This is a genomic window from Streptomyces sp. M41, assembly GCF_043673425.1.
In the GTDB taxonomy this organism is placed as follows: Bacteria; Actinomycetota; Actinomycetes; order Streptomycetales; family Streptomycetaceae; genus Streptomyces.
Window position 1 is genome coordinate 1 of record NZ_JBIMKE010000031.1, and the last position, 12038, is coordinate 12038.

Sequence of the window (12038 nt, forward strand, 5' to 3'; positions counted from 1 at the left end):
TTCCTGCACACCTACAACCACCATCGCTGCCACACCGCACTCGGCGGCCAGCCACCGATCAGCCGTGTGAACAACCCTGCGGGTCAATACACCTAGGCGGCGTCCCCCCGGAACCGCCACCCGTGATCCACCGGCCCGATGCCCCCGCCGAGCGCGAAGCCGGCCCTGATCGCCCCGGTGACGTAATCCTTGGCGGCCACCACCGCCTCCGGCACGGGCAGTCCCTTCGCGAGCCCCGAAGCGATCGCCGAGGCGAGTGTGCAGCCCGTACCGTGCGTGTGCCGGTTGTCGTAGCGAGGGGCTCGCAGCCAGTGCTCCGCGGTGCCGTCGGTCAGCAGGTCCACGGCGTCGCCGGACAGATGACCGCCCTTGATCAGCACCCAGCGCGGGCCGTACGCGAGAACCGCGTCCGCCGCCTCCCGCAGCTGCTCCTCCGACTCGACATGGACGCCGGTCAATTGCGCCACCTCGTCCAGGTTGGGGGTCGCCACGGTCGCGACCGGCAGCAGCTTCGTCCGCACCGAGTCGAGCGCGGAAGCGGCGAGCAGCGGGTCCCCGTGCTTGGAGACCCCCACCGGATCGACCACGGCGGGCGCGGCCGTGCCGCCGATCAACTCGGCGACCGTCCCGACCAGTTCCGCCGAGGCCAGCATCCCCGTCTTGATCGCCTGGACGCCGATGTCGTCGACGACGCTGCGGTACTGCGCCCGCACCGCCTCCACCGGAAGTTCCCAGGCGCCCTGCACACCGAGGGAGTTCTGGGCCGTGACGGCGGTGATCACGCTCATGCCGTGCACGCCGAGGGCGAGCATCGTCTTCAGGTCGGCCTGGATGCCCGCGCCCCCGCCGGAGTCGGAGCCCGCCAAGGTGAGGACGTTCGGGATCATGACTCGATGTCCCCTCCGAAGTGGTCCCAGCCGCCCTTCTTGGTCCAGGGCGCCCCGTCCACCGTGACCTGGGGCAGCGCCGAGGGGTTCAGGACCTCGCCGATGACCTTCCAGCGGGCCGGCAGCTTCACGTCGGGCGGGAAGGTGGCCACGATCGCGTGGTCCTCTCCCCCGGTCAGCACCCACTGCATGGGGTCGACGCCGACGGCCTGGCCGATGTCGTTCATCTGGGTCGGGATGTCGATCGCGCCGGAACGGATGTCGATGCGCACCTTGCTGGCCTCGGCGATGTGCCCGAGGTCGGCGATCAGCCCGTCGCTGACGTCGCACATCGCGGTCGCGCCGAGCCCCGCGGCGGCCGGACCCGCGTGATACGGCGGTTCGGGACGCCGGTGCGCCTCCACGAAGGCGCGCGGCGAGCGGAAACCCCGGGCGAGCACGGCGTATCCGGCGGCGGACCAGCCCAGCCAGCCGGTCACTGCGACGATGTCGCCGGGCTGTGCGCCGGCCCGTGTCACGGGCTCCTGGTTGCGCAGATCGCCGAGCGCGGTGATCGAGACCATGATGGAATCGCCCCCCACGACGTCCCCGCCGACCACCGAGGCGCCCGCGACCTGGCACTCGTCGCGCAGGCCGTCCATCAGCTCGGTCGGCCAGGCGACGGGGAGTTCGGCCGGCACGACCAGGCCGAGCAGCAGCGCGGTCGGCACGGCGCCCATCGCGGCGATGTCCGCGAGATTCTGCGCGGCGGCCTTGCGGCCGACGTCGTAGGCGGTGGACCAGTCCCGGCGGAAGTGCCGTCCCTCGACGAGGATGTCGGTGCTGGCCACCACCCTGCGGTCGGGTGCGGCCACCACCGCGGCGTCGTCGCCGGGGCCGACCCGGACCGCCGGGGTGGTGGTGAGACGGGAGGTGAGCTCCCTGATGAGCCCGAACTCGCCGAGCTCACCAACAGTGCCCTTCATTGCCCTTACGCCCCTTCTGTCCCTGTCCGTACCCGGTCGCGCGTCCCTGCGGTCCTCGCTACCGTCGAGGTGTACGTCAACTTCTGTCGTCCCGGTACCCCGGCGCGCAAGCCCCGGTCACCGGGGGTCTCCCCGCGGCGAGCGGCGACGCGATACCGTGGCGTTCCTTTTCCCCACATGATCCTCGTGGCCGCCCTGGAGGTTCCGTGGTACAGGCGTACATCCTGATCCAGACGGAGGTCGGCAAGGCGTCGACCGTCGCCGAGACGATCAGCAAGATCCCTGGAGTCATCCAGGCCGAGGACGTCACAGGACCGTACGACGTCATCGTGCGCGCCCAAGCCGACACGGTCGACGACCTGGGTCGCATGGTGGTCGCCAAGGTCCAGCAAGTGGACGGCATCACCCGCACCCTGACCTGCCCGGTCGTCCATCTGTAGCCCCCGTCTACCCTTGGCCGGTGAACTCTTTCCGTCACCGGCACCTTTCTGTCCTCGGGCTGCCCGCGCTCGTCCTGCTGATCACCGCCGCGGGCTGCTCATCAGCAGACGACAGCCTGTCGACCGCGGTTCCCAGCCCGGACGCGAAGGTGACCGAGCTGTGCCGGAAACTGGACAAAGTGCTGCCGGCCGAGGTGGACGGTGAGCGCCGCGCGGATCCCTCGCCCGCTTCCGCGCTGACGGCGGGCTGGGGAGACCCGGCGATCATACTGCGGTGCGGTGTCGCGCAACCGCCGAAGATGGTCGACCCGGAGGTGGCCGAGGGGCGTGACGCCGACGCGGTCCCGGGCGGGGTCGAGGGCGTCGACTGGCTGATGGAGAAGCAGGACGGCGGGGCGTACCGCTTCACCACAGCCAATCGTGACGCGTACGTCGAGGTAACGGCGCCCGAGGGGCACGACAGCTCGGGTGTGCTGATCGACCTGGCGTCGGCGATCAAGAAGGCCGTTCCGGAGCGGAAGACCCTCTGAAGCCGGCGGGCCGGCCGCCGGATCCGTGCCCCCGGGGGCTTCAGCGCAGGCCCGTGGACCTGCGCAGCGCCGCCTGGATCAACTGGTCCACCATGTCCGGGTAGCTGATCCCGCTCGCCTGCCACATCTGCGGGTACATCGAGATCGGCGTGAAACCGGGCATCGTGTTGATCTCGTTGATCACGAACTCCCCGTCCTCGGTGAGGAAGAAGTCCGCGCGCACCAGGCCCTCGCAGGAGGCCGCCTCGAAGGCGTCCACCGCGAGCCGCTGCACCTCGGCCGTCTCCTCCCGCGTCAGCGGCGCCGGCACGATGCCGGGTGTGGAGTCGATGTACTTGGCCTCGAAGTCGTAGTACGCGTGCGCGTCCGGCGGCGGGATCTCCGCGGGGACGGAGGCGCGCGGGCCGTCGGCGAACTCCAGCACCCCGCACTCGATCTCCCGGCCGCGCAGGGCCGCCTCGACGAGGATCTTCGGGTCGTGCCGCTGGGCCTCGGCGATGGCCTCGTCCAGGCCGGACAGGTCGTCCACCTTGGTGATGCCGATCGACGAGCCCGCGCGCGCGGGCTTCACGAAGAGCGGCCAGCCGTGGTCGCCGGCGAGGTCGATGATCTTCTTACGGGCGGCGGACGGGTCCTGCTCCCACTCGCGCGGCCGGACCACCACGTACGGGCCCACCTTGAGCCCGAACGAGACGAACACCCGCTTCATGTACTCCTTGTCCTGGCCGACTGCCGAGGCGAGGACGCCCGAGCCCACGTACGGCACGCCGGACAGCTCCAGCATGCCCTGGAGGGTGCCGTCCTCGCCGTAGGGGCCGTGCAGGACCGGGAAGACCACGTCGATCTCGCCGAGCGCCTTGGGCACCGATCCGGGCTCGCTGTAGACGACTTCGCGGTTGGCGGGGTCGACGGGGAGCACCACGCCGCCCTCGCTCGACTCGGCCAGCAGCTCGACGCTGGGCGTACGACGCTCGGTGATCGCCATACGTTCCGGTTCGTCGGCGGTGAGCACCCATCGGCCGCTCTGCGTGATGCCGATCGGCAGGACGTCGTACTTGGTCCGGTCGATCGCGCGCAGGACGGCGCCGGCGGTGACCGCGGAGATCCCGTGCTCGGAGCTGCGACCGCCGAACACGACGGCCACCCGCGGCTTGCGGGAGGGCCGGCCGGGGTTCTGGGGGAGGTTCTCGGTGCTCATATCGCGATGAGCGTACCCGCCCGTAGGGCCCGAGTCAGCGTCCGGAGGGTGGCGTTCGCTCAGCGTCGCCCGGGCTTCGCTCAGCGTCGCCCGTACTCGCTCGGCGTCGCTCAGGCCCGGCTCAGCGCCGTTCGGGCTTGGCGCTGCGCGACATCAGCTCCTTGAGGGCGACCACCGGCGGCTTGCCCTCGTGCACGATGCCGACGACCGTCTCCGTGATCGGCATGTCGACGCCGTGCCTGCGGGCCAGATCCAGCACGGACTCACAGGACTTGACGCCCTCGGCGGTCTGCTTGGTGACGGCGATCGTCTCCTGGAGGGTCATGCCCTTGCCGAGGTTGGTGCCGAAGGTGTGGTTGCGCGAGAGCGGCGAGGAGCAGGTGGCCACCAGGTCGCCGAGCCCGGCGAGTCCGGAGAACGTCAGCGGGTCGGCGCCCAGCGCCATACCCAACCGGGTCGTCTCGGCGAGGCCGCGGGTGATCAGCGAGCCCTTGGCGTTGTCGCCGAGTCCCATGCCGTCCGCGATGCCGACGGCGAGCCCGATGACGTTCTTCACAGCTCCGCCCAGTTCGCAACCCACCACGTCCGTATTGGTGTACGGCCGGAAGTACGGCGTGTGGCTGGCGGCCTGGAGGCGCTGCGCGACGGACTCGTCGGTGCAGGCGACCACGGCGGCGGCCGGCATCCGCGCGGCGATCTCACGGGCGAGGTTGGGGCCGGTGACCACGGCGATGCGGTCCGGACCGACCTTGGCGACATCCTCGACGACCTCGCTCATCCGCATCGCGGAGCCGAGTTCGACACCCTTCATCAGCGAGACGAGGGTCGTGCCGGGCGCGAGCAGCGGGGTCCATTCGGCGAGGTTGCCGCGCAGCGTCTGCGAGGGGACGGCGAGGACGGTGAAGTCGGCGTCGTGCGCGGCTTCGGCGGCGTCCGCCGTGGCGCGCAGGTTCTCCGGGAGTTCGACGCCGGGGAGGTAGTCCGGGTTCGTACGCGTGGAGTTGACCGCGTCGGCGAGGTCGGCGCGGCGGGCCCAGAGGGTCACCTCGCACCCCGCGTCGGCGAGGACCATGCCGAAGGCGGTGCCCCACGACCCGGTGCCCATGACAGCCGCCTTGACGGGCTTGCTCACGTGCCCTGCCCCTCTTCCTGCTCGGCCTTGACCGTGTGCGCCTGCCGGTTCTGCGCGGCGGTCCTGCGCCGCTGCTCGATGCGCTCCTGGCGCGGGTCGTACGGCGTATCGGGCGCCTTCTCGCCGCGGATCTCCTCCAGCTGGCGGGTGATGGCGGCCATGATGACCTCGGTCGCCTCCTTGAGCAACTCCGGGGTCATCTCCTTGTCGTAGAAGCGCGCGAGGTCCACGGGCGGGCCCGCGAGCACCTGGTGGGTCTTGCGCGGAAGGAGATTGGGCTTCTTGGCATACGGCGGCAGCAGTTCGTTGGCCCCCCACTGTGCGACCGGGATGACGGGGCACTTGGTCTGGAGGGCGACCCGGGCGGCGCCGGTCTTGGCCGTCATGGGCCACAGCTCCGGGTCGCGGGTGAGGGTGCCCTCGGGGTAGAACGCGACGCATTCGCCGCGCTCCACGGCGTCGATCGCGGCCCGGAAGGCGCTCAGCGCGTCCGTGGTCTCCCGGTAGACGGGGATCTGCCCGGTGCCGCGCATGGCGGCGCCGATGAATCCCTTCTTGAAAAGCCCGCTCTTCGCGAGGAATCGCGGTACCCGGCCGGTGTTGTACTGAAAGTGCGCGTATGCGAAGGGATCGACGTGCGAATTGTGGTTCACCGCGGTGATAAATCCACCCTCGGCCGGAATGTGCTCCATTCCACGCCAGTCCCGCTTGATCAGAACCACCAGCGGCGGTTTGCAGAGCACCGCGGCGAAGCGGTACCAGAAGCCGATTCTGCGGCGGGGCACGCGCGCACCTTCCTCTAGGGATCAATGACGTCGGGCCGGGGGGCCGCACAAGTGTCGCCCCAGGCCGCCGGTCTGTCGAGAACACCGTACGCCCGCCGGTCTCCCGCCCCCACCCCCGCAAGGGCTTCGCGCCCTTCCCCGCGCCGCGACCACGGGCCGGCCCCGGTACCGGCTGAGTGACAATGGCCGCGAGGAGAGAGGGACGGAACGCTGGTGCAGTGGACCTTGGTCGTACCCCTGAAGCCCTTGGCGCGGGCGAAGAGCAGGCTGTCGGACACGGCCGCGGACGGGCTGCGCCCGGGCCTGGCCCTCGCGTTCGCACAGGACACCGTGGCCGCGGCGCTGGCCTGCCCCGCGGTGAAGGATGTGGCCGTCGTCACCAACGACGCCCTGGCCGGCCGCGAGCTCGGGGCACTTGGCGCGCACATCGTCCCCGACCAGCCCGAAGACGGCCTGAACGCGGCGCTGGCCCACGCCGCGGCAGTCGTACGGTCGTCTCGCCCCGAAAGCCCCCTGGCGGCCCTGAACGCCGACCTCCCCGCCCTGCGTCCCCTGGAATTGGCCCGGGTCCTGGACTCGGCCGCGGAATTCCCCCGCGCATTTCTCCCGGACGCCGCGGAGATCGGTACGACATTGCTGGCCGCAGGGCCGGGCCGCGAATTGCTCCCGGCGTTCGGCTCGGATTCCCGCGACCGCCATCACGAGTCCGGGGCGGAGGAACTGTGCCTCGACGGGGTCGACTCCGTACGCCAGGACGTGGACACCGGCGCGGACCTGCGGGCCGCCCTGACCCTGGGCGTGGGCCCGCGAACGGCTGCCGCGGCGGCCCGGCTGCTGCTCGGAAAGCCGTAGCGAAGCCCCACGGCGCGCCCCGCCCCGGCGGACACTAGGCTGGCCGTCATGCAGGCCACCGCATACACCTACGACGCCGATACCCGCGCCGGCAGCGTCCTCCTGGACGACGGCACCCCCGTCCCCTTCGACGCCCCGGCCTTCGACGCCGGCGGCCTGCAGCTGCTGCGCCCCGGGCAGCGGGTCCGCATCGAGACGGAGGGCGAGGGCGAGTCGCTGCGCATCACGCTGGTGACGCTGCAGACGCTCTGAGCCGCCGGGCCGCACCCCGGGCCCGGCCCACCCCGAAAAACGCCGCGGGCCGGACTCCCCGTGGAGTCCGGCCCTGCGCGTGAGTGCCCCAGCGGTTCTACCTCTTGCGAGCGGTGGCCTTCTTGGCGGTGGTCTTGCGAGCCGTCGACTTCTTGGCGGGCGCCTTCTTGGCGGTCGCCTTCTTCGCCGGGGCCTTCTTGGCCGTCGCCTTCTTCGCCGTCGTCTTCTTCGCCGCGGTGGTCTTCTTGGCCGCCGTGGTGGTCTTCTTCGCGGGAGCCTTCTTCGCCGTGGTCTTCTTCGCGGCGGCCGTGGTCTTCTTGGCCGTCGTCTTCTTCGCGGTGGTCTTCTTCGCCGCCGCCTTGGTGGTCTTCTTCGCGGCGGCCTTCTTGACCGTCGCCGAGGCACCACCGGTGAGGCTGCCCTTGGGCGCCTTCTTCACGGAGACCTCGCCGCCCCGCGGGAGCTTCTTCGAGCCGCTCACCAGGTCCTTGAAGCCCTGACCCGCACGGAAGCGGGGAACGGAGGTCTTCTTGACCCGAACCCGCTCGCCCGTCTGAGGGTTGCGGGCGTAACGAGCCGGACGGTCGACCTTCTCGAACGAACCGAAGCCGGTGACCGAGACCCGCTCACCGGAGACGACCGCGCGGACGATGGCGTCCAGTACATGGTCGACAGCATCGGCGGCCTGCTGGCGGCCACCCATCTTGTCGGCAATCGCTTCTACGAGCTGCGCCTTGTTCACGTCTTCCCCTTCGGAGACATCGCCAGAACGAAAGTGTTCAAGCTTTTTCGCACGTTAGGCAGATATATACCGCAAATCAAACACGAAACGGGCTAATCACCCTTGTGCCGCAACAGACTCGACTGCCTCGAAGGGCTTCTCAGCGTTCCTCTTCGGGGAATCGCCCCGCGTCGAGGTCCGCGATGAACCGCTCCAGACGCCTTGTCGCTTCGGCGACGTCGTGTTTGGCCGCGGCCGTAATGACCAGCAGCTTCCGGGTCAGCGCCATCCGTACGCCCTCCGGGACTTGCAGTGCGCGCACTCTTGTGTGCGCTTCCTTCAGTTGGCCCGCGACCGCCGCATAGAGCTCGAGTTGGCCGTCGTGTTCCATGCACAGATTGTGCCATCTGGGGCGAGTTGTCGCCTGCCAGGGGTGCAACTCCGGCCTCAAATGGCCTTCCGGGCTCTTGCGGAAGTCACGGGTACGACACTCGCGTACCCGAGTAACACCCGTCGTAACGTGGGAAGTTGAACTTGGTTCGATCAGCGGCAGGGCCGTTCGGGTGCAGACATGGCAGTACCCCCGATCGGAGCTGATCGGGGGTACTGAGCGGGTGTTGCGGTGGCCGAAAGTCGCCTTGTGCCGATGCTTCGGCCGGGGCGGCCGGCTCAGCCCTGGAGGGTGCGCGGCTTGAACGACGGGCGCTTCGCCTCGTAGGCGGCGATGTCGGCCTCGTTCTGGAGGGTGATCGAGATGTCGTCGAGGCCGTTCAGCAGCCGCCAGCGGGAGTTCTCGTCCAGCTCGAAGGCGGCGGTGATGCCCTCGGCGCGCACCTCACGGGCCTCCAGGTCGACGGTGATCTCGGCCTGCGGGTCCTTCTCGGTGAGCTCCCACAGCGCATCCACGATCTTCTGCTCCAGAACCACCGTGAGCAGGCCGTTCTTGAGCGAGTTGCCGCGGAAGATATCGGCGAACCGGGAGGAGATGACGGCCTTGAAGCCGTAGTTCTGCAGCGCCCAGACGGCGTGCTCACGGGAGGAGCCGGTGCCGAAGTCGGGTCCGGCGACCAGGACCGTGGCGCCTTCGCGCTCGGGGCGGTTGAGCACGAACTCCGAATCCTTGCGCCAAGCCTCGAAAAGCCCGTCCTCGAACCCGTCCCGCGTGACCTTCTTGAGCCAGTGAGCAGGGATGATCTGGTCGGTGTCGACGTTGGAGCGGCGCAGCGGGACGGCCCGGCCGGTGTGCTTGGTGAATGCTTCCATGACTTCTCAGACTCCAGCGGGCGTACGGGTCTCGGCGTCGGACAGGTCGGCCGGGGAGGCCAGGTGGCCCAGGACAGCCGTAGCGGCCGCGACCTGCGGCGACACCAGGTGCGTACGACCGCCCTTGCCCTGCCGGCCCTCGAAGTTGCGGTTGGAGGTGGACGCGGAGCGCTCACCCGGGGCCAGCTGGTCGGGGTTCATGCCCAGGCACATCGAGCAGCCCGCGTGCCGCCATTCGGCGCCGGCCTCCTTGAAGACGACGTCCAGTCCCTCGGAAACGGCCTGCAGACCGACCCGCGCGGAACCGGGGACGACCAGCATCCGTACGCCGTCGGCGACTTTGCGGCCCTTGACGAGCTCGGCGGCGGCGCGCAGGTCCTCGATGCGGCCGTTGGTGCAGGAGCCTACGAAGACGGTGTCCACCTTGATGGAGCGCAGCGGCTGACCGGCCTCCAACCCCATGTATTCCAGGGCCTTTTCGGCGGCGTGGCGCTCCGAAGCGTCTTCGTACGAAGCAGGGTCGGGGACGGACGCCGAAAGCGGCGCTCCCTGGCCGGGGTTGGTGCCCCAGGTGACGAAGGGCGACAGTTCGGCGGCCTCGATGACGACCTCGGCGTCGAACTCGGCGTCGTCGTCCGTCTTCAGCGTCTTCCAGTACGCGACGGCCGCGTCCCAGTCCTCGCCCTTGGGCGCGTGCGGACGGCCCTCGAGGTAGTCGAAGGTGGTCTGGTCGGGGGCGATCATGCCCGCGCGGGCGCCGGCCTCGATCGACATGTTGCAGATGGTCATCCGGGCCTCCATCGAGAGCTTCTCGATGGCGGAGCCGCGGTACTCCAGGACATAGCCCTGGCCGCCGCCGGTGCCGATCCGGGCGATGATCGCCAGGATCAGGTCCTTGGCGGTGACGCCCTCGGGCAGCTCGCCGTTGACCGTGATGGCCATGGTCTTCGGGCGGGCCATGGGCAGCGTCTGGGTGGCCAGCACATGCTCGACCTGGGAGGTGCCGATGCCGAACGCGAGGCCGCCGAAGGCGCCGTGCGTGGAGGTGTGGGAGTCACCGCAGACCACGGTCATGCCGGGCTGGGTCAGGCCCAGCTGCGGGCCGACGACGTGCACGACGCCCTGCTCGACGTCGCCCAGCGGGTGCAGGCGCACACCGAAGTCGGCGGCGTTCTTGCGCAGCGTCTCCAGCTGGACGCGGGAGACCGGGTCCGCGATGGGCTTGTCGATGTCGAGGGTCGGGGTGTTGTGGTCCTCGGTGGCGATGGTCAGGTCGAGCCGGCGCACCTGGCGACCGCTCTTGCGGAGGCCGTCGAAGGCCTGCGGGCTGGTCACCTCGTGCAGCAGGTGCAGATCGATGAAGAGGAGGTCGGGCTCGCCCTCGGCGCGCCGGACGACGTGGTCGTCCCAGACCTTCTCCGCGAGTGTCCTACCCATCGCTTTCCCTTCGGCCGGCAACGGTCCGCCGGCCCAACTAGAGATCTTGAGAAGGCGGCCACCGCCCACGCCCCTGCTTCCGGGCGTCCGCCGCCAGGCCCGTTCTGTTCACGGGCCGCTCTGCCTTCGTTCTTCCAGAGTGGCGGGTTCCACGGAAAATTGAACTTGCGTTTCACAGAGTGAGACGCGAGTATCGTTGCATGGACAACAGTAGCGGCGTCGGCGTTCTGGACAAGGCAGCCCTTGTCCTGAGCGCCCTGGAGTCCGGTCCGGCCACCCTCGCAGGGCTCGTCTCGGCCACCGGATTGGCACGACCCACGGCACATCGACTGGCCGTGGCTCTGGAACACCACCGCATGGTGGCGCGTGACATGCAGGGCCGTTTCATTCTCGGCCCTCGCCTCTCGGAACTGGCTGCGGCGGCCGGTGAGGACCGCCTGCTCGCCACAGCGGGCCCGGTCCTCACCCACCTCCGTGACGTGACCGGCGAGAGCGCACAGCTCTATCGCCGCCAGGGCGACATGCGCATCTGCGTGGCCGCGGCGGAACGCCTGTCCGGCCTTCGGGACACGGTCCCGGTCGGTTCGACGCTCACGATGAAGGCTGGCTCCTCGGCACAGATCCTCATGGCCTGGGAGGAGCCGGAGCGCCTGCACCGCGGCCTCCAGGGCGCCCGCTTCACGGCTACGGCCCTCTCGGGCGTACGACGCCGGGGCTGGGCCCAGTCGATCGGTGAGCGCGAGCCGGGCGTCGCGTCCGTCTCCGCGCCCGTGCGCGGCCCGTCGAACCGCGTGGTGGCCGCCGTCTCGGTCTCCGGCCCCATCGAGCGCCTGACCCGCCACCCGGGCCGTATGCACGCGCAGGCGGTCATCGACGCCGCCGCCCGCCTCTCCGAGGCGCTGCGCCGCACGGGCTGACTTTCGAGCGCATGACGAGGGGGCCTGCCTCAACGCCGCGGCAGGCCCCCTCGTTCCCCCGATCCCCCCGTCACCTGGCTTCTTCGACCGCCTCAGCCCGCCCCTTCGACCGGTACGCGAACCGGTCCTTCGCATTGCGCCCCCGCCGCTCCAGCGGCACCTGCCCGTGTGCCGCCGCGAGCCCGAACGCCGGCATGTCGCCGTAGATCGCCTCGTAGGAGCCCTCGGGCACGACATAAGCCTCGTGCCAGATGCCCACGTGCCCGTACGCCTTGCCCTCCCGCTCCTTGCGGTTGAGGAGCGCCCACATCCGGTGGTGGAGCATCTCGGGCGTGTGGGCGTAGGCGTAGAGCTTCTCCTTGGACTCCCAGTACTGGACGATGTAGTACGTCCGTGGCGACGCCGTCAGCATCACCTTGCTCAGAAGCCCCCGGCCTGGGTCCTTCGCGAGTGCCGCCAGCATGCGGAACATCGACACCATCACCAGCCCCCACTCGTGCACCGCCCAGAAGTGGTTGATCCGCATCCCGATGAGCAGCACGACCACATCACCCTCGGTGTCGGCGGTCGTACGTCCCAGCACCGGCTTCGCGAACATGGCTTCTCCACGGATCCATTGTCGGATAGCGGCACTATCCTTCTCGGCAGTGATTGGATAG

General features: G+C 69.9%; 15 protein-coding genes. 5 read left to right on the plus strand and 10 right to left on the minus strand.

Annotation, left to right across the window (positions count from 1 at the left end; translation table 11 throughout):
- Window positions 1–92: 92 nt before the first annotated feature.
- Window positions 93–887, minus strand: coding sequence for a bifunctional hydroxymethylpyrimidine kinase/phosphomethylpyrimidine kinase (thiD, locus tag ACHBTE_RS29265; RefSeq protein ID WP_394727492.1), 795 nt, complete (start codon window positions 885–887; stop codon window positions 93–95).
- Window positions 884–1852 carry a thiamine-phosphate kinase gene (locus ACHBTE_RS29270; protein ID WP_394727494.1) on the minus strand — a complete coding sequence of 323 codons (969 nt, stop codon included), beginning with the start codon at window positions 1850–1852 and terminating at the stop codon, window positions 884–886. The genes thiD and ACHBTE_RS29270 overlap by 4 nt, the downstream gene beginning before the upstream one ends.
- A 206-nt stretch (window positions 1853–2058) precedes the next feature.
- On the opposite strand from ACHBTE_RS29270, the gene ACHBTE_RS29275 reads away from it, so the two are divergent.
- Both ACHBTE_RS29275 and ACHBTE_RS29280 read left to right on the plus strand, forming a co-directional pair.
- The gene (locus ACHBTE_RS29275; protein ID WP_003997603.1) at window positions 2059–2292 is read left to right on the plus strand and encodes an Lrp/AsnC family transcriptional regulator; all 234 of its coding nucleotides are present in this window, start codon (window positions 2059–2061) and stop codon (window positions 2290–2292) included.
- A gap of 20 nt (window positions 2293–2312) precedes the next feature.
- Window positions 2313–2822: a DUF3515 domain-containing protein gene (locus ACHBTE_RS29280; RefSeq protein WP_394727497.1), complete on the plus strand. Its 510-nt coding sequence runs from the start codon at window positions 2313–2315 to the stop codon at window positions 2820–2822.
- Between the two features lie 40 nt (window positions 2823–2862).
- Here the strand turns inward: ACHBTE_RS29280 and ACHBTE_RS29285 are convergent, their stop codons facing one another.
- The 3 genes from ACHBTE_RS29285 to ACHBTE_RS29295 all read right to left on the minus strand — a co-directional run bounded on the left by ACHBTE_RS29285 (window position 2863) and on the right by ACHBTE_RS29295 (window position 5937).
- Window positions 2863–4020, minus strand: a complete 1158-nt coding sequence (locus ACHBTE_RS29285) for a D-alanine--D-alanine ligase family protein (protein WP_394727499.1) — start codon at window positions 4018–4020, stop codon at window positions 2863–2865.
- Between the two features lie 121 nt (window positions 4021–4141).
- Window positions 4142–5152, minus strand: coding sequence for an NAD(P)H-dependent glycerol-3-phosphate dehydrogenase (locus ACHBTE_RS29290; RefSeq protein WP_394727501.1), 1011 nt, complete (start codon window positions 5150–5152; stop codon window positions 4142–4144).
- Window positions 5149–5937, minus strand: a complete 789-nt coding sequence (locus ACHBTE_RS29295; RefSeq protein ID WP_394727503.1) for a lysophospholipid acyltransferase family protein — start codon at window positions 5935–5937, stop codon at window positions 5149–5151. The genes ACHBTE_RS29290 and ACHBTE_RS29295 overlap by 4 nt, the downstream gene beginning before the upstream one ends.
- Window positions 5938–6150: 213 nt before the next feature.
- On the opposite strand from ACHBTE_RS29295, the gene cofC reads away from it, so the two are divergent.
- Together cofC and ACHBTE_RS29305 are read left to right on the plus strand one after the other, a co-directional pair.
- Complete coding sequence (gene cofC, locus ACHBTE_RS29300; protein ID WP_394727505.1) at window positions 6151–6789, plus strand: 2-phospho-L-lactate guanylyltransferase; 639 nt, start codon at window positions 6151–6153, stop codon at window positions 6787–6789.
- A 48-nt stretch (window positions 6790–6837) separates the two neighbouring features.
- On the plus strand, window positions 6838–7041 hold the full coding sequence (locus tag ACHBTE_RS29305; protein ID WP_394727507.1) for a hypothetical protein: 204 nt from the start codon (window positions 6838–6840) through the stop codon (window positions 7039–7041).
- 97 nt (window positions 7042–7138) lie between these two features.
- Here the strand turns inward: ACHBTE_RS29305 and ACHBTE_RS29310 are convergent, their stop codons facing one another.
- From ACHBTE_RS29310 to leuC, 4 genes are all read right to left on the minus strand, one after another.
- Entirely contained in the window at window positions 7139–7783 is a 645-nt protein-coding gene (locus ACHBTE_RS29310; protein WP_394727509.1) for an HU family DNA-binding protein, read from the minus strand.
- Window positions 7784–7922: 139 nt separating this feature from the next.
- Window positions 7923–8153, minus strand: coding sequence for a hypothetical protein (locus ACHBTE_RS29315; RefSeq protein ID WP_394727511.1), 231 nt, complete (start codon window positions 8151–8153; stop codon window positions 7923–7925).
- 278 nt (window positions 8154–8431) lie between these two features.
- The gene (gene leuD / locus ACHBTE_RS29320) at window positions 8432–9025 is read right to left on the minus strand and encodes a 3-isopropylmalate dehydratase small subunit (protein WP_394727513.1); all 594 of its coding nucleotides are present in this window, start codon (window positions 9023–9025) and stop codon (window positions 8432–8434) included.
- A gap of 6 nt (window positions 9026–9031) precedes the next feature.
- A complete protein-coding gene (gene leuC, locus ACHBTE_RS29325) occupies window positions 9032–10462 on the minus strand; it encodes a 3-isopropylmalate dehydratase large subunit (RefSeq protein ID WP_394727515.1) in 1431 nt (476 codons plus the stop codon).
- Window positions 10463–10662: 200 nt separating this feature from the next.
- Here leuC and ndgR point away from each other — a divergent pair, with 200 nt between their 5' ends.
- Window positions 10663–11379: an IclR family transcriptional regulator NdgR gene (gene ndgR, locus ACHBTE_RS29330; RefSeq protein WP_394727517.1), complete on the plus strand. Its 717-nt coding sequence runs from the start codon at window positions 10663–10665 to the stop codon at window positions 11377–11379.
- A 70-nt stretch (window positions 11380–11449) separates the two neighbouring features.
- On the opposite strand, the gene ACHBTE_RS29335 is transcribed toward ndgR, so the two are convergent.
- Window positions 11450–11977 (minus strand): DUF4188 domain-containing protein, encoded by a 528-nt coding sequence (locus tag ACHBTE_RS29335; RefSeq protein WP_394727519.1) that lies wholly within the window; start codon window positions 11975–11977, stop codon window positions 11450–11452.
- Between the last annotated feature and the right edge of the window lie 61 nt (window positions 11978–12038).

What these genes read in the sequence shown, in the direction of transcription:
- ndgR (WP_394727517.1), top strand. Translation starts at nt 10,663, where the DNA reads ATGGACAACAGTAGCGGCGTCGGCGTTCTGGACAAGGCAGCCCTTGTC.
- ACHBTE_RS29285 (WP_394727499.1), bottom strand. Translation starts at nt 4,020, where the DNA reads ATGAGCACCGAGAACCTCCCCCAGAACCCCGGCCGGCCCTCCCGCAAG.
- ACHBTE_RS29270 (WP_394727494.1), bottom strand. Translation starts at nt 1,852, where the DNA reads ATGAAGGGCACTGTTGGTGAGCTCGGCGAGTTCGGGCTCATCAGGGAG.
- ACHBTE_RS29335 (WP_394727519.1), bottom strand. Translation starts at nt 11,977, where the DNA reads ATGTTCGCGAAGCCGGTGCTGGGACGTACGACCGCCGACACCGAGGGT.
- leuD (WP_394727513.1), bottom strand. Translation starts at nt 9,025, where the DNA reads ATGGAAGCATTCACCAAGCACACCGGCCGGGCCGTCCCGCTGCGCCGC.
- thiD (WP_394727492.1), bottom strand. Translation starts at nt 887, where the DNA reads ATGATCCCGAACGTCCTCACCTTGGCGGGCTCCGACTCCGGCGGGGGC.
- leuC (WP_394727515.1), bottom strand. Translation starts at nt 10,462, where the DNA reads ATGGGTAGGACACTCGCGGAGAAGGTCTGGGACGACCACGTCGTCCGG.
- ACHBTE_RS29315 (WP_394727511.1), bottom strand. Translation starts at nt 8,153, where the DNA reads ATGGAACACGACGGCCAACTCGAGCTCTATGCGGCGGTCGCGGGCCAA.
- ACHBTE_RS29305 (WP_394727507.1), top strand. Translation starts at nt 6,838, where the DNA reads ATGCAGGCCACCGCATACACCTACGACGCCGATACCCGCGCCGGCAGC.